The sequence below is a fragment of the Janthinobacterium sp. 17J80-10 genome (genome assembly GCF_004114795.1).
In the GTDB taxonomy this organism is placed as follows: Bacteria; Pseudomonadota; Gammaproteobacteria; order Burkholderiales; family Burkholderiaceae_D; genus Paucimonas.
This window is the reverse complement of the sequence record NZ_CP035311.1, coordinates 2,607,796-2,623,307: the sequence shown is the minus strand read 5'-3', so window position 1 is coordinate 2,623,307 and position 15,512 is coordinate 2,607,796. Positions and strand designations below refer to the sequence as shown.

13 protein-coding genes are annotated in these 15,512 nt (G+C 61.6%); all 13 read left to right on the top strand.

The features are described 5' to 3' along the window. Window positions 1-78: 78 nt before the first annotated feature. The 13 genes from EKL02_RS11745 to serS all read left to right on the top strand — a co-directional run bounded on the left by EKL02_RS11745 (window position 79) and on the right by serS (window position 15,449). Window positions 79-2,415 carry a DNA translocase FtsK gene (locus tag EKL02_RS11745; protein ID WP_128902226.1) on the top strand — a complete coding sequence of 779 codons (2,337 nt, stop codon included), beginning with the start codon at window positions 79-81 and terminating at the stop codon, window positions 2,413-2,415. A gap of 26 nt (window positions 2,416-2,441) precedes the next feature. Continuing rightward, window positions 2,442-3,101: an outer membrane lipoprotein chaperone LolA gene (gene lolA / locus EKL02_RS18365; RefSeq protein WP_206732501.1), complete on the top strand. Its 660-nt coding sequence runs from the start codon at window positions 2,442-2,444 to the stop codon at window positions 3,099-3,101. After that, a complete protein-coding gene (locus tag EKL02_RS11740; protein ID WP_206732384.1) occupies window positions 3,102-4,397 on the top strand; it encodes a replication-associated recombination protein A in 1,296 nt (431 codons plus the stop codon). 177 nt (window positions 4,398-4,574) lie between these two features. Further along, a complete protein-coding gene (locus EKL02_RS11735; protein WP_128902225.1) occupies window positions 4,575-5,354 on the top strand; it encodes an SDR family oxidoreductase in 780 nt (259 codons plus the stop codon). Window positions 5,355-5,413: 59 nt separating this feature from the next. Beyond that, window positions 5,414-6,388: a thiamine pyrophosphate-dependent dehydrogenase E1 component subunit alpha gene (locus EKL02_RS11730; RefSeq protein WP_128902224.1), complete on the top strand. Its 975-nt coding sequence runs from the start codon at window positions 5,414-5,416 to the stop codon at window positions 6,386-6,388. A gap of 3 nt (window positions 6,389-6,391) precedes the next feature. Next, window positions 6,392-7,375, top strand: a complete 984-nt coding sequence (locus EKL02_RS11725) for an alpha-ketoacid dehydrogenase subunit beta (protein ID WP_128902223.1) — start codon at window positions 6,392-6,394, stop codon at window positions 7,373-7,375. Between the two features lie 24 nt (window positions 7,376-7,399). Then, window positions 7,400-8,719, top strand: a complete 1,320-nt coding sequence (locus EKL02_RS11720) for a dihydrolipoamide acetyltransferase family protein (RefSeq protein ID WP_128902222.1) — start codon at window positions 7,400-7,402, stop codon at window positions 8,717-8,719. Continuing rightward, entirely contained in the window at window positions 8,716-9,438 is a 723-nt protein-coding gene (locus EKL02_RS11715) for a TetR/AcrR family transcriptional regulator (protein ID WP_128902221.1), read from the top strand. The genes EKL02_RS11720 and EKL02_RS11715 overlap by 4 nt, the downstream gene beginning before the upstream one ends. A 28-nt stretch (window positions 9,439-9,466) precedes the next feature. Further along, window positions 9,467-10,693 (top strand): ABC transporter substrate-binding protein, encoded by a 1,227-nt coding sequence (locus EKL02_RS11710; protein ID WP_128902220.1) that lies wholly within the window; start codon window positions 9,467-9,469, stop codon window positions 10,691-10,693. Then, on the top strand, window positions 10,694-11,452 hold the full coding sequence (locus tag EKL02_RS11705; protein WP_128902219.1) for an SDR family oxidoreductase: 759 nt from the start codon (window positions 10,694-10,696) through the stop codon (window positions 11,450-11,452). Window positions 11,453-11,479: 27 nt separating this feature from the next. Then, complete coding sequence (locus EKL02_RS11700) at window positions 11,480-13,003, top strand: AMP-binding protein (RefSeq protein WP_206732383.1); 1,524 nt, start codon at window positions 11,480-11,482, stop codon at window positions 13,001-13,003. A gap of 60 nt (window positions 13,004-13,063) precedes the next feature. Next, window positions 13,064-14,047 carry an NADPH:quinone reductase gene (locus EKL02_RS11695; RefSeq protein ID WP_241687698.1) on the top strand — a complete coding sequence of 328 codons (984 nt, stop codon included), beginning with the start codon at window positions 13,064-13,066 and terminating at the stop codon, window positions 14,045-14,047. A 106-nt stretch (window positions 14,048-14,153) separates the two neighbouring features. Beyond that, a complete protein-coding gene (gene serS / locus EKL02_RS11690) occupies window positions 14,154-15,449 on the top strand; it encodes a serine--tRNA ligase (RefSeq protein WP_128902217.1) in 1,296 nt (431 codons plus the stop codon). Window positions 15,450-15,512 lie beyond the last annotated feature (63 nt).

Below are 15,512 nucleotides of genomic sequence, written 5' to 3'. Positions count from 1 at the left end.
TTCCACATGGCCGGATTATTCCGCCTTGCGCAAGGTAAACTAAGCAAGATTATAGTCGATGCGACCGCAAGCTGATTTATGACGAGAACCGCCCAAGCCTACACCCGCAATTCCGCCCCCGCCGAGCCTGAAGAACCCAGCCGGCTGGTACGCCTGCTGTCCGAAGCGCGCTGGATCGGCTTGTCCGGACTGGCGGTATACCTGGTCATGATCCTGTCCAGTTATTCCCGCGTTGACCCGGGCTGGTCGCACGCCAATGCAGTGACGCGCCTGCATAACTGGGGAGGGCACGCCGGCGCCTGGCTGGCTGACGTGATGCTGTTCGTGTTCGGCATGTCTGCCTGGTGGTGGATCGTGCTGGTCCTGTGGACCGTATGGAGCGGATACCGCCGGCTGTCGCTGCGTTTCCTCCTGCGCCAGGAGCCGGAAGCGGTGCCGCGCCATGAGGGCTGGGTGCGCGCGATCGGCTTCGTGCTGCTGATTTCCGGCAGCGTGGCGATCGAATACCTGCGCATGCACTCCCTCAAGGCCGCCTTGCCGCGCGCGCCCGGCGGCGTGCTGGGCGAAGTGTTTGGCGCCGCCGCCTACAATGCCTTCGGTTTTACCGGCGCAACCTTGCTGCTGCTGCTCGTATTCGGCATCGGTTTCAGCCTGTTGTTCCAGGTTTCATGGCTGACGGTGGCGGAAAAGATTGGCGCCGGCATCGAATGGACGATTGCCGCGATCCGCAAACTCAATGCCGTTCGTGAAGACCGCAAGCTGGGCCACGAAGCTGCAGTCAAGCGGGAAGTGGCCGTGGTGCAGGAGCGCGCGAAAATCGATGTGGCGCCGCCGATCCGCATCGAACCGCAAGTGGTCGCGGTGCCGAAGTCGGAACGGGTAGAAAAGGAAAAACAGGTATCGCTGTTTGCCGACCTGAGCGACACCAACCTGCCGCCGCTGTCGTTGCTGGATGATGCGCCGCCGTCGCAGGAAACCGTCAGTGTCGAGACGCTGGAGTTCACCAGCCGCCTGATCGAGAAAAAGCTATCCGATTTCGGCGTCGATGCCAAGGTGGTGGCGGCCTATCCGGGCCCCGTGATCACCCGCTATGAAATCGAGCCGGCCACGGGCGTCAAAGGTAGCCAGATCGTCAACCTGGCGCGGGATCTGGCGCGTTCGCTGTCGCTGACTTCGATCCGCGTGGTCGAAACCATCCCGGGCAAGAATTACATGGGGCTGGAGTTGCCCAACCCAAAGCGCCAGATCGTGCGCCTGACCGAGATCCTCGGCTCCAAGGTCTACAACGACAGCACATCCAGCCTGACGGTGGCGCTCGGCAAGGATATCGCCGGCAATCCGGTCACGGCAGACCTGGCCAAGATGCCGCACCTGCTGGTGGCGGGCACGACCGGTTCGGGCAAGTCGGTGGGCATCAATGCCACCATCCTGTCGCTGCTCTACAAGGCCGATCCAAACAATGTGCGCCTGATCCTGATCGATCCCAAGATGCTGGAAATGTCGGTGTATGAAGGCATTCCGCACTTGCTGGCGCCGGTCGTCACCGACATGCGCCAGGCCGGCCATGCGCTGAACTGGGCGGTGGGCGAGATGGAGCGGCGCTACAAGCTCATGAGCAAACTTGGCGTGCGCAACCTGGCCGGCTATAACAACAAGATCGCCGACGCGGACAAGAAGGAAGAAAAAATCCCGAATCCCTTCAGCCTGACGCCGGACGCGCCCGAGCCGCTGGAAAAACTGCCGACCATCGTCATCATCATCGACGAACTGGCCGACCTGATGATGGTGGTGGGCAAGAAGGTGGAAGAGCTGATCGCCCGCATCGCGCAAAAGGCGCGCGCCGCCGGCATTCACCTGATCCTGGCAACGCAAAGGCCCTCGGTGGACGTCATTACCGGCCTGATCAAGGCGAATATCCCGACCCGCATCGCTTTCCAGGTCAGCAGCAAGATCGATTCGCGCACCATTCTCGACCAGATGGGCGCCGAAGCCTTGCTCGGCATGGGCGACATGCTCTACATGCCGCCGGGAACCGGCCTGCCGATCCGCGTGCACGGCGCCTTTGTCTCGGATGAGGAAGTGCACCGCGTGGTCACCCACCTGAAGGCACAGGGCGAACCCAACTACATCGAAGGCATCCTCGAAGGCGGGGCGCTGGAAGAAGGCGGCGAGGGCGGCGCGCTGGGCGGCGAGGGTGCCGGCGGCGGTGAAGCCGATGCGCTGTATGACCAGGCCGTCGCCGTGGTCCTGAAACATCGCCGCGCTTCGATCTCGCTCGTGCAGCGTCACCTGCGCATCGGCTACAATCGGGCTGCACGCCTGCTCGAACAGATGGAGCAGAGCGGCATGGTGTCAACCATGCAATCCAATGGCAACCGGGAAATTCTGGTGCCTGCAGGTAATACGAGCGAATAGGAAACATTTTGAAATCGATGCAACATATGCGCACACCCGACCGTGCCTTCGGTGCGTTGCGCGCGCTGCTATGCGCTGGCGCAGCGGCAGTCGCCATGCTGCCTGGTGTGGCGGCAGCGTCGGCACTGGAGCAGTTCAAGACCTTTGTTGCCACTACCAAGTCTGCGCAAGGCGAATTTTCCCAGCGCCTGGTGAAGGCTGGCAAGGATGGCAAGCCCATGGTATCGAAGGAATCGACCGGCAGCTTCACCTTTGCCCGTCCCGGCAAGTTCGTCTGGCTGTATGAAAAGCCGTATGAGCAATTGCTGCAGGCCGATGGCGAGAAGCTTTATATCTATGACAAGGACCTGAACCAGGTCACGGTGCGCAAGCTCGGCAATGCGCTGGGTTCTTCGCCGGCGGCGATCCTGTTCGGCAGCAATGACCTGGAAAAGAATTTCATCCTGAAAGACGCCGGCAGCAAGGATGGCCTCGAGTGGCTGCAGGCCACGCCCATGGCGCGCGACACGACCTTCGACCAGATCGGGATTGGCTTGAAGGATGGCGTACCGCAGGCAATGGAATTGCGCGATTCCTTTGGCCAGGTATCGCTGTTGACCTTCAAGAAATTCGAAAAAAATCCGCCGATGAAGGCTGGTCAGTTCAAGTTCACGGTGCCGAAGGGCGCCGACGTTTTTGAGCAGTAGATGGCTGCCGCACCACTCGCGGAGCGCCTGCGTCCGCAATCCCTGGAAGAAGTCATCGGCCAGCAGCACCTGCTCGGTTCCGGCAAGCCGCTGCGGGTGGCTTTCGAATCGGGCGAGCCGCATTCCATGATCCTGTGGGGGCCGCCGGGCGTGGGCAAGACCACGCTGGCGCGCCTCATGGCGCAAAGCTTCAATGCCGAATTCATTGCGCTGTCCGCAGTACTCTCGGGCGTCAAGGAAATCCGTGAGGCAGTCGAACGGGCGCAAATCGTGCGCGCCAATTCCGGCCGCCGCACCATCCTGTTTGTCGACGAGGTGCACCGCTTCAACAAGAGCCAACAGGATGCCTTCCTGCCGCATGTGGAAAGCGGCTTGTTTACCTTCATCGGCGCCACGACCGAAAACCCTTCCTTTGAAGTCAACAGCGCCTTGCTGTCGCGTGCCGCCGTCTACGTGCTGAAGTCGCTGACCGAGGATGACCTCGAGGCGCTGGTGGACCGTGCCTGCATCGAGGCGCTTGAAGGCCTGGATTTCGAGCCCGAGGCCAAGGCCATGCTGGTTGCCAGCGGCGATGGCGATGGCAGAAAGCTGTTGAACAACCTCGAAATCGTTGCCCGTGCCGCGGCGGCCAAGGAACAGGATTGGGTTGACAAGGCCCTGCTGGCTGAATGCCTGGGGGACGCCCTGCGGCGCTTCGACAAGGGTGGCGACGCCTTTTACGACCAGATCTCGGCACTGCACAAGTCGGTGCGCGGCTCCAATCCGGATGCTGCCCTGTACTGGCTGGTGCGCATGCTCGACGGCGGCACCGATCCGCGCTACCTGTCGCGCCGCCTGGTGCGCATGGCCACCGAGGATATCGGCCTGGCTGATCCGCGCGCGCTGCGCATCACGCTGGACGCCGCCGAAACGTATGAACGGCTCGGCTCGCCCGAAGGCGAGCTGGCGCTGGCCGAAGCGGTCATTTTCCTGGCGTGCGCGGCCAAATCGAACGCGGTGTACAACGCCTACAATGCGGCGCGCGCCTTCGTCGCCAAGGACAAGTCGCGCGGCGTGCCGGAACATTTGCGCAATGCGCCGACCAAGCTGATGAAAGAACTGGGTTACGGCAAGCTATACCGCTATGCCCATGACGAGCCGGATGCGTATGCGGCAGGGGAGACTTATCTGCCGGACGGCATGGCCGAGCCACACTGGTATCGCCCGGTGCCGCGCGGCATGGAAGGCAAGATCGGCGAGAAGCTGGCGTGGCTGAAGTCATTAGACGAGGCGGCGAGGAAAAAGGACCGAAAATAGCGTCGGCACCCCCAGCTTGTCAGATTCTTATCAGCCCGATCGAAACCGGCATTTTCCTCTGGAAATGCCGGTTTTTTCTTGCGGATCCTTCTTGACATGTCCGGGCTATCGACCTATATTACGAATTATGAATCGCGATTCGTAATTCGTAAATAATCAAAACAATGGAGACATGATATGCCCGGAGCGGACAATCCGATCGTCGTCATCACCGGCGGGGCAAGCGGCATTGGCGCGAGTTGTGCCGAATTGCTGGTCAACGACGGGTATCGGGTGGTGCTTGCCGATGTCCAGATTGATTTGGCGCGGGACGTTGCTGCGCGCATCGGTGCCATGGCCTTTGCTTTTGATGCTACCGATGAGCAAAGCATTCGCGCGCTGGCACGCCAGATCGAGCGCGAAGCCGGCCCGGTGTATGGCCTCGTCAACAGCGCCGGCATTACCCAGCCGCCGCTGCCGCCAGAACAGTTCGATGTGGCGCAGTGGGACCGGGTGCAAAGCATCGATTTTCGCGGTTCCTATATCGCGGCCCTGGCGTTTTCCGAAGGCATGCGCGCCCGCAAGCGCGGCGCCATCGTCAACATCTCGTCCGTCGCCGGATCGCGTTCCATGCCGCTGCACTCCTACGCGCCGGCCAAGGCTGCGGTGATCAGCATGACGCAATGCCTGGCGGCGGAATGGGGGCCATCCGGCATCCGCGTCAACGCCGTGGCGCCCGGTTACACGCTCACGCCCATGCTGCAGGAAGCGATCGATCGGGGCGAGCGCGAAGTCAGCGGCGCAATCCAGAATACACCGCTGGGTCAGCTAGTGCTGCCGTCCCAGGTGGCCGATGCGGTGAGCTTCCTGCTGTCGCAACGCGCCAGTGCCATTACCGGCGTCAATTTGCCCGTGGATGGCGGCTGGCTGGTCGGCTGCAGCTGGGACATGTACGGTGGTTTGCGGCAGCCGGCATGACGGCTGCCTGAACACTTTTCGAATGAAAATCAAAAGCAAAGCGCAAGCTTTCCAAGCCAATGAAAAAAAATACTGACAGCCAGTCCCTGCTGTCTCTTTACCGGACCATGCGTCTGATCCGGACTGCGGAAAGCAGCCTGATCAAGTTGTTTGCCGATAGCGAAATTCCCGGCTTTATCCATCTGAGCATTGGCCAGGAGGCAGTAGCTGCCGGCGTGATGTCCGCGCTGGAAGAGCGCGATACCGTGGCGACCAACCATCGCGGTCACGGGCATGTGATCGCGCGCGGCATGGATATCGACCTGTTCTTCAAGGAATTGATGGGCAAGGACGGCGGCATTTGCCGCGGCCGCGGCGGCTCCATGCATGTGGCCGACAGGAGCAAGGGCATCCTCGGCGCCAATGGCATCGTCGGCGCCGGCATTCCGGTTGCCCTGGGGAGCGCGCTGGCCCATTCGGTCCGCGGTACCGGCGGCGTGGCCGCCGTGTTCTTCGGTGATGGCGCCATGGCCGAAGGCGTGCTGCATGAAAGCCTGAACATGGCGGCATTGTGGAAGCTGCCGATCCTGTTCGTCTGCGAAAACAATGGGTGGTCGGAATTTTCCCCGACCAGCGAGCAGTTTGTCGCAGCGCTGGGCGATCTCGGCCGTGCCTTCGGCATTCCGCATGTGCTGGTGGACGGCAACAATGTCGACGACGTGGCAATGGCAGCGCAGGAACTGGCGGGCCAGGCGCGCACCGGCGGACCGCGCATTCTCGAGTGCAAGACGCACCGGATACGCGGCCACTTCGAGGGCGACTCGCAGAAATACCGCAACGCCGAGGAATTGACGGCGGCGGATGGCCTCGACCCGCTCAGGTGCGCCCGCGCCCTGATCGAACAGCGCGGCGTGGCGGCGGCAGTCATGGATGGCATCGACGCCGAAGTAGAGGCCCAGGTGGCGGCATCGGTGCTTGCCGGCCGTGCTGACAGGCAGCCGGATTTTGCGCAGGCTTTTGCGGATGTCTATACGGCCACTGCGGCACAAGGATAAGAAATGGCTGAAATTCGTTATATGGAAGCGATCAATCGGGCGCTGCAGGATGGCATGGCGGCTGACGAAAGCGTGATCGTGATGGGCGAGGATGTCGCGCGCGCGGGCGGGTCCTTCAAGGCGACGCGCGGCTTGCTGGACAAGTTCGGCGCACGCCGGGTGATCGATACGCCGATTTCCGAATCGACCATCGTTTCGGCAGCCGTGGGTGCTGCCATGACGGGGCTGAAGCCTGTGGTCGAAATCATGTTCATGGATTTCGTTACCCTGGCGATGGATGCGATGGTGAACCAGGCGGCCAAGGCCAGGTTCATGTTCGGCGGACAATTCAATGTGCCGATGGTGTTGCGCACGCCGCACGGCGGCGGGCTCAACGCCGGCCCCCAGCATTCGCAATGCCTGGAAGCCTGGTTCGCCCATGTGCCGGGGCTGAAGGTGGTGTGCCCGTCGAATCCCCAGGATGCCTATAGCCTGCTGCGTGCGGCCATCGACGATCCGGATCCGGTGGTGTTCATCGAGCACAAGGCCATGTATGGCAAGCGCGGCGAGTTCGATGCCACGGTTGTTGCACCCATTGGTAAGGCCAGTATCGTGCGCCCGGGACGCGACGTCACCATCGTTACTTATGGCAGTACCGTGCACACCGCGCTGCAGGTGGCAAAGCAGCTGGAGGCCGAGAATATCGACATTGAGGTGATCGACTTGCGCTCGCTGCAGCCCTGGGACGAGGCGACCGTGTACGAGTCCGTCACCCGCACGCATCGCGTAGTGGTAGTGCACGAGGCGGTCAAATCGTACGGCTGTGGCGCGGAAATCGCCGCCAGCATTACCGAAAACGTCTTTTATGAACTGGATGCCCCGGTCATGCGTGTCGGTTCCCCCTTCATGCCGGTGCCATTTGCGACATCGCTTGAAGCCCAGTACGTGATCAAGCCTGCCGACATTGCCGACGCGGTGCGTGCGGCGATGGCGGGCGGACGCCAGTAACGCAATTTAATTTCAGGAAACCCGATGAAACGCAAGTTACTGATGCCGAAACTGGGGCTCACCATGACGGAAGGCGTGATCGCCGAATGGTCCGTCAAGCCCGGTGCTTCCTTCAAGGCGGGTGAAACATTGTTTGTGGTGGAAACCGACAAGGTCGCCAACGAAATTCCGGCTGAGGCCGACGGTGTGCTGGCCGAGGCCGTTGCCGTGATCGGACAGACGTTGACTGTGGGCGAAGTCATTGGCTGGTGGGATGACGGCGCCGCCGGCGAAGAGTCCGGGGCAGCCATCGCACCTGCGCCTGCAGCTGCCGTGCAACTGGCGCCGCCGCCTACTGCCGCGATGCCGGTGGCACAGGCGTATGCCAATGCCGCAATGACGCCTCCGGCCGGAGTGGCGCTGCGCATACGTTCCTCGCCGATGGCGCGGCGGCTTGCCGCAATGGACAATGTCGACCTCGCTGCCGTGGCGGGTACCGGCCCGCGCAATGCGGTGCGCGCGCAGGACGTGCGGGATTACCTGCAGGCGCGCGAGGCGGCAGTTGCAACGGTAGCGACTGCCGCCGCGACAGCCGCGTCCGTGCCTGCAGCAGCACCCGGCGCAATGCCCGCCGATGAAACAGCAACCGGTGCGGTCGAACGCATCAAGCCAGGCCTGGTGCAGGCGGCAACAGCGCGCCGCCTCGTCGCGGTCAAACAGCAGGTGCCGCATTTTTATCTCGCGGTCGAGGCGGAAGTGACAAAGCTCCTGGCGTTGCGCGCCGAGATTAATGGCAGCGATCCGGCAGTACGCCTGACTATCAATCATTTCGTGCTGGCGGCAGTCGGCCGCGCCCTGGTCGACCTGCCTGACGCCAATGCGGTGTGGTCGGATGGCGATATCCTGCGGTTTCACAGCGCGGACGTCGGCGTCGCCGTCAATACCGACAAGGGATTGTTTGTGCCTGTGCTGCGGGATGCGGGCAGGCTAAGCCTGAACGCGCTGGCGCAGACCAGCAGCCGCCTGGTCGAGCGCGCGCGTGCGGGGGCCCTGAGCGTGCCGGAGATGCAAGGCGGTGCGATTACCGTTTCCAATGCAGGCATGTTCAATGTCAAATTCATGACGCCGATCATCAATCCCGGCCAGGCCATGATTCTTGGCGTGGGCAGCATCAGCAAGCAATTTCGCCCGGATGCCGAGGGACGACCGGCGCTGACCCAGGAAATGGGACTGGTGCTGGCAGGCGACCATCGGCTGCTGGATGGCGTGTCCGGCTTGCGTTTCCTGAACCGTATCGTCCATTACATCGAACAGCCATTGCAGATGTTGCTTGGCCATGCAGCAAAAGAAGGAGCACGGCAATGAACATGCCGGACAAAAAACCGCCGGTTGCGGCGGGCAAGGCACCACGCGGCAAGCGTCGCATCGAAAAGTCCGAGCAGACGCGCGATGCGCTGCTGCAAGCGGCTGCCGAGGTGGTCGGCGAAAAGGGTTTTGCCAATGCCTCGATCACGCTGATTACCCAGAAGGCAGGCGTGGGGCAGGGTACTTTCTACAATTATTTCGACTCCCGCCAGGAAATCCTTGACGAACTGATGCCGGCAGTCGGTCGCAACCTGTTGACTTACGTCAAGGGCAAGCTGACAGGGGGGCACAGCTTTGCAGAACTGGAAGAACAGCAATTTCATGCTTTCTTTTCCTTCCTGCAGATCGCGCCGAAATTTTTCCGCATCCTGAACGAAGCTTATCTTTTTTCGCCTGAGGGTCATGAGGCGCACATGAAAAACGTGTTTGATAACTACATGCGTTTTCTGCTGCGCTCGCACGCCAATGGCGAATTTCCCGGATACGAGCCGCGCGAGCTGGAAGTGATCGCGCAAATTCTGATGGCGGCACGTGATTACCTTGCCCGCAACTATACGCACGAGGAAGGCGGTGCGCCGAAATTGCCGGATTTTGTTGCAGATACCTACATGAAATTTGTGCGTTACGGACTCGAAGGCGTCCCTCCGGGGAACCGGGACGATAGGCCGACGGACGAAAAAGGACGTGGTGCGGAGAGCAGCATGCAGAAAGCCGGATAGACGGCGTAATTCAATCATGGAGACAGCAATGAAAAATTCACGAAAATTCAGCCTGAAAGCCGTGGCGCTGGCCACCGGCGGCGCATTTGCCCTGGGACTGGGCGCTCCTGCTGCGGCGCAGATTTCCGGCGACACCGTCAAAATCGGCATGATCACCGACATGTCCGGCGTGTATGCCGACATTTCCGGCCAGGGCGGCATCGAAGCCATCAAGATGGCGATTGCCGACATGGGTGGCGCCATCAATGGCAAGAAAATCGAGATGGTCTATGCCGACCACTTGCAAAAGGCCGACATCGGCTCCAGCAAGGCGCGCGAATGGGTCGACCGCGACGGCGTCGACTTGCTCATGGCCGGCTCCAATTCCGCCGTCATGCTGGCGGTCGGCAAGATCGCCGCAGAAAAGAAAAAGGTCTTCCTCATCCCCGCCACCGGCACCGGCCGCATCACCAATGAGGATTGCAATCCCTACATGGTGCACTACGGCTACGACACCGTGGCAGCAGCACGCGGCACCAGTTCGGCGGTGGTCAAGCAGGGCGGCAAGAGCTGGTATTACCTGACGGCCGACTATGTCTTCGGCATGTCGCTCGAAGGCGATTCCGCCAAGGTGGTCAAGGCCAATGGCGGCACCGTGATCGGCGCGGCGCGCCATCCCCTGAATGCGTCGGACTTCTCGTCCTTCCTGATGCAGGCGCAGGCTTCCAAGGCGCAGGTGCTGGGCTTTGCCAATGCCAGCAATGACCTCGTCAGCGCCATCAAGGGCGCCAACGAATTCGGCGTGAACAAGACCATGAAGATGGCGGTGCTCTTGATGTTCATCACCGACGTGCATGCGCTGGGGCTGCAGCAGACCCAGGGCCTGTACTCGACCGACAGCTGGTACTGGGACCAGAGCCCGGAATCGCGCGCCTGGTCCAAGCGTTACTTTGCCGTGATGAAGCGCATGCCCACCGCCCTGCATGCCTCGACCTACTCGGCCACGATGACGTACCTGAAAGCGGTCAAGACGCTGGGCACGGACGACAGCGACAAGGTCATGGCGTACCTGAAGAAAAACCCGGTCAACGACATGTACACCAGCAATGCGATGATCCGCGAAGATGGCCGCCTGATGAGCGACCTGAAGCTGATCCAGGTGAAGACCCCGGCGGAATCGAAGTATCCGTGGGATTACTACAAGATCGTGCAGACGATTCCCGCAGCCGACGCCTTCACCACCAAGGCCGAATCCAAGTGCGCCATGTGGAAGTAAATGGAGATCGAAAATATGTCGGACTTGATGGGCATTGCCATGGATTCCTGCCGCGTCGCCATTGTCGGCGTCGGCGGCATCGGCGAACCTTGCGCGGAAATCTGCGCGCAACTGGGGGCGCAGCTGATCCTCGCGGACCGCGCCGCGCCTCAGGCCGCCGCCGAGCGGATCCAGGCGCAATACGGCCCCCGGGTGCAAGCGCATGCGCTGGACGTGGGCTCGGTCGAAGACGTCAAGCGCTTTTGCGCCGCGATCGGCGATATCGATGCACTGATCGTCACTGCGGCGATATTGCCGGAAGAGCGTGAACTGGAACCAGGCAGCCAGGAATGGGAAGAGAGCTTCCAGCGCGTCTTCAATATCAACCTGCGCGGGCCGACCCTGCTGGCGCAACTGGCGATGCAGCAAATGATTGCGAAGAAATCGGGGCGAATCGTGTTGCTTGGCTCGCTGGCCGGGCGCAGCGGCGGCCTGCTGTCAGGCGCGCAATATGCCTCCAGCAAGGGCGCGCTGCATACCCTGGTGCGCTGGCTGGCCTTGCGCGCAGCTTCCCATGGCGTAAGCGTCAATGGCCTCGCGCCGGGCGCGACTGCCACGCCGATGCTGCAGAACGAGACAGTCGATACGCGCAAGATCCCGGCAGGACGCCTTGCACAGCCGCTGGAAATCGCCCGCGTTGCAGCATTTCTCGCCAGCCCGGCAGCCAGCTACATGCATGGCGCGGTGGTGGATGTGAACGGCGGCGCCTGCTTCAGTTGAAATAATTTATTCATCAGGATGTCAGCAATGGAATCGATAGAGTTGATCGAGGCGGCCGGTGCCGGACCGGTGATGGGGGAATTGTTCCGCCTGCGCGTCATGGCGCGCGGCGCGGGCATCGCGATCCGGGATGAGCGGCGTTCGTTGAGCTACATGCAGCTCAACGAACGCGTCAACCGCCTGGCCAATGTCCTGCTGGGCAGCGGTATCGGGCGCGGCGACCGGGTCGCAATCATGTCGGAAAACCGCACCGAGTATATTGAGGTGCAACTGGCCTGTGCCAAGACCGGCGCCATAGCCGCCTGCCAGAACTGGCGCCAGTCGGATGCCGAACTGCGCCACTGCATCAACCTGGTCAGTCCAAAACTGGTGATCCATTCGGCACGCCACGGCCCGGCTGTTGACCGCCTTGGCCTGGGGATCGCGCAGCGCATCGAATTCGGTGATGCCTACGAAACCTTGCTGCAGCAGGCCAGCAGCGCGGAGCCGTCGTCAACGGTGCATCCGGAAGATGGCTTGCTGATTCTCTACACGAGCGGCACTACCGGCTTTCCCAAAGGCGCGCTGATCAGCCATCGCGCCATGATTGCCCGCGCCGCGCTGATGTTTGCCGACTGGGGGCTGACCTCGGACGAAACCTATGTGGCCTGGTCGCCGCTGTTTCATCTGTCTGGCGCAGACCTGTCGCTGGCGTCGCTGCTGCAGGGCGGCAAGGTGCGGATCGTTGACGGCTTTAAGCAGAAGGAAGTCGGCGATGCCATCGCCAGCGAAAAGATCAACTGGCTGATCATGGTGCCGGGCATGATCGAACGCACCATGGCCGAAGTGCGGGAGCGCAAGATCGTACCGAAGGGGATCAAGCTGATCGGTTCGATGGCGGACCTGCTGCAGCCGCAACTCATCGCCGAACTGACCACGGTGCTGCAGGCGCCGTTCCTGAACAGTTTTGGCGCCACCGAAACCGGCATGGCGCCGGCCAGCAAGTCCTTGATCCCGATTGGTCACCTGCCCACCGGCTTCGACAAGGAACAAAGCTCATTTTGCCAGGTGCGCCTGGTAGACGATGACGACCGCGAAGTGCCTGTCGGCGAGGTCGGTGAAATGAGCCTGCGCAGCGCCACGCTGTTCAGCGGCTACTGGAATGCGGAAGAGACGAACCAGAAGGACTTTCGCAACGGCTGGTTCCATATGGGCGACATGTTCCGTCGCAATGCGGACGGCACCCTCGCGTTTGTCGATCGCAAAAAATACATGATCAAGTCCGGTGGGGAAAATGTTTATCCCGCCGAGATTGAAAAGGTCCTGCTGACGAGCGAGCGCATCGCTGAAGTTGCCGTGGTCAGGAAGCCCGACAGCAAATGGGGCGAGGTGCCGGCCGCCTTCGTGGTGCGGCGCGATGCTACGCTGACAGAGGAGGATGTGATCGCCCTGTGCCGCAACGCCATCGCCGGCTACAAGATTCCGAAAGACGTGCGGTTTGTCGACGCTGCCGATATACCGCGCAGTGAAACGGGCAAGGTCAAGCGCCACGAGCTGGAAAAGCTGCTGTAACACGAGCGCAATTGCGCGATATGCCGGATATCCGGCGACTGAAAAAATACAGGAGTATGCATGATGAAGGCAGCATGGTATGAAAAAAACGGCGCGGCGCGCGAGACGCTGATTGTTGGCGAGATGCCCATGCCGGAACCCGGTCATGGCGAAGTGCGGGTGAAGATCCACGTTTCTGGCGTAAATCCCTCGGATGTGAAATCTCGCCGCGGTCGCCCGCTGAACGGGCCGTTCATCATTCCGCACAGCGATGCCGGCGGCGTCATCGATGCCGTTGGCGAGGGTGTGCCGCCGGCGCGCATTGGTGAACGGGTATGGATATGGAATGGCCAGTGGCAGCGCCCGATGGGAACGGCCGCCGAATACATCGCGGTGCCCGCGGCACAGGCAGTCAGGCTGCCGGAAGGCTGCGACTTCGCTGCCGCTGCTTGCCTGGGCATCCCTGCACTGACTGCCTTTGAGGCGGTGCGCCTGCTCGGTGAACTCCAGGGAAAGAGCATCCTGTTGATTGGCGCAGCCTCTGCGGTGGCGCACTACGCCGCCCAGTTTGCCGTGCTCGGCGGCGCCCGCGTGATCGGCACGGTCGGATCCGAAGAAAAGGCGCAGCATGCACGCGCAGCCGGCGTTGCCGAGACCATCAATTACAAGACCGAGCCGGTAACGCAGCGGGTGCGCGAACTGACCGGGCAGCGCGGCGTGGATGCCATCATCGACATGGATTTTTCCACCACAGTCAACCTGGTGCGCGAAGGTGCGCTCATGCCGCATGGCAAAATCGTCTGCTATGGATCGAATTCGATGGAGGACCACGTCATCCCGTTCCGCCCGATGCTGATGAATTCCTTGCAATTGCTGTTTTTCCTGGTCTACGATCTGACCCCGGAACAGCGCCGGCAAGGCCTGGATGCAATCAGCGACTTGCTGGCCGCGGGACGCCTGAAGCATGCGATCGGCGCGCGTTTTTCGCTTGACCAGATCGCCGATGCGCACGAGGCAGTGGAAGGCGGCAAGGTCATGGGAAATGTTGTTGTCGATGTTGCCTGAGGCTGGGCTGATTGCAAAAGAAGCCGGGGCGGGCAGGGGCGTCTGGCTCTAGTGCTGCTCGGCTTGGTACAATGGCGGTTTTCGATAGAATACTTTTGCATCCGCCATGATCGACATCCAACTCCTTCGCAAAGACATCGACAGCGTTGCCGCCCGCCTGGCCGCCCGCAAATTCAAGCTCGATGTAGCCGCTTTCAATGCGCTGGAAGCCGAGCGCAAGCAAATCCAGACCCGCACCGAGGAATTGCAGGGCAAGCGCAATTCCCTGTCCAAGCAGGTCGGTATCCTCAAGGGCAAGGGCGAGGATGCCTCGGCTGTCCTGGCTGAAGTGGGCGGCATTGGCGACGAACTGAAGGCGTCTGCCACACGCCTGGACGAGGTGCAGGGGCAGATGGCCGAATTTGTGAGCGCGATTCCGAACCTGCCGCACGAATCCGTGCCTGTGGGGGCCGACGAGTCGGGCAATGTCGAATTGCGCAAGGTGGGCACCCCGCGTACTTTCGATTTCGAAGTGAAGGACCATGTCGACGTTGGCGCGGCCCTCGGCCTCGACTTCGATGTCGCCGCCAAGCTGACCGGTTCGCGCTTTGCTGTCATGAAGGGCGGCATCGCCCGCCTGCACCGGGCGCTGGCGCAATTCATGCTCGACACGCATGCCGCCGAGCATGGCTACACCGAGTGCTACACACCCTACATCGTCAATGCCGATTCCCTGCGCGGCACAGGCCAGTTGCCCAAGTTCGAGGCGGACCTGTTCGCGGTGAAGAAGGGCGGCCAGGAAGGCGAGGGCGAGTCGCTCTACCTGATCCCGACTTCGGAAGTTTCGCTGACCAATATCGTGCGCGATGAAATCGTCGCCGGCGACGCCCTGCCGATCCGGATGACGGCCCATTCCCCGTGCTTCCGCTCGGAGGCCGGCAGCTATGGCCGCGACACCCGCGGCATGATCCGCCAGCACCAGTTCGACAAGGTCGAGATGGTGCAGATCGTCCACCCGGAAAAATCCTTCGAGGCGCTCGAAGAGATGGTCGGCCATGCCGAAAACATCTTGAAGAAGCTGGGATTGCCTTACCGCGTCATCACGCTGTGCACGGGCGACATGGGCTTTGGCGCTGCCAAGACCTATGACCTGGAAGTCTGGCTGCCGGCGCAGAATACCTACCGCGAGATTTCTTCGGTTTCCAACTGCGAAGCCTTCCAGGCGCGCCGCATGCAGGCACGATTCCGCAATGCGCAGGGCAAGCCGGAGCTGGTGCATACCCTGAACGGCTCTGGCCTGGCGGTTGGCCGGACCCTGGTGGCCGTGCTGGAAAACTACCAGCAGGCCGATGGCAGCGTGGAAATTCCGGCAATCCTGCAGCCTTACATGGGTGGTCTGGAACGCCTGGTGCCGCAGAGTTAATGGAAATGCTGCACGAAAAAGAAAGACTCTGATATAATTTCAGGCTTGCCGGCATCCACATGC

Coding starts and splice junctions, on each gene's coding strand:
- EKL02_RS11745 (WP_128902226.1), top strand. CDS start 79: ATGACGAGAACCGCCCAAGCCTACACCCGCAATTCCGCCCCCGCCGAG.
- lolA (WP_206732501.1), top strand. CDS start 2,442: ATGCGCACACCCGACCGTGCCTTCGGTGCGTTGCGCGCGCTGCTATGC.
- EKL02_RS11740 (WP_206732384.1), top strand. CDS start 3,102: ATGGCTGCCGCACCACTCGCGGAGCGCCTGCGTCCGCAATCCCTGGAA.
- EKL02_RS11735 (WP_128902225.1), top strand. CDS start 4,575: ATGCCCGGAGCGGACAATCCGATCGTCGTCATCACCGGCGGGGCAAGC.
- EKL02_RS11730 (WP_128902224.1), top strand. CDS start 5,414: ATGAAAAAAAATACTGACAGCCAGTCCCTGCTGTCTCTTTACCGGACC.
- EKL02_RS11725 (WP_128902223.1), top strand. CDS start 6,392: ATGGCTGAAATTCGTTATATGGAAGCGATCAATCGGGCGCTGCAGGAT.
- EKL02_RS11720 (WP_128902222.1), top strand. CDS start 7,400: ATGAAACGCAAGTTACTGATGCCGAAACTGGGGCTCACCATGACGGAA.
- EKL02_RS11715 (WP_128902221.1), top strand. CDS start 8,716: ATGAACATGCCGGACAAAAAACCGCCGGTTGCGGCGGGCAAGGCACCA.
- EKL02_RS11710 (WP_128902220.1), top strand. CDS start 9,467: ATGAAAAATTCACGAAAATTCAGCCTGAAAGCCGTGGCGCTGGCCACC.
- EKL02_RS11705 (WP_128902219.1), top strand. CDS start 10,694: ATGGAGATCGAAAATATGTCGGACTTGATGGGCATTGCCATGGATTCC.
- EKL02_RS11700 (WP_206732383.1), top strand. CDS start 11,480: ATGGAATCGATAGAGTTGATCGAGGCGGCCGGTGCCGGACCGGTGATG.
- EKL02_RS11695 (WP_241687698.1), top strand. CDS start 13,064: ATGATGAAGGCAGCATGGTATGAAAAAAACGGCGCGGCGCGCGAGACG.
- serS (WP_128902217.1), top strand. CDS start 14,154: ATGATCGACATCCAACTCCTTCGCAAAGACATCGACAGCGTTGCCGCC.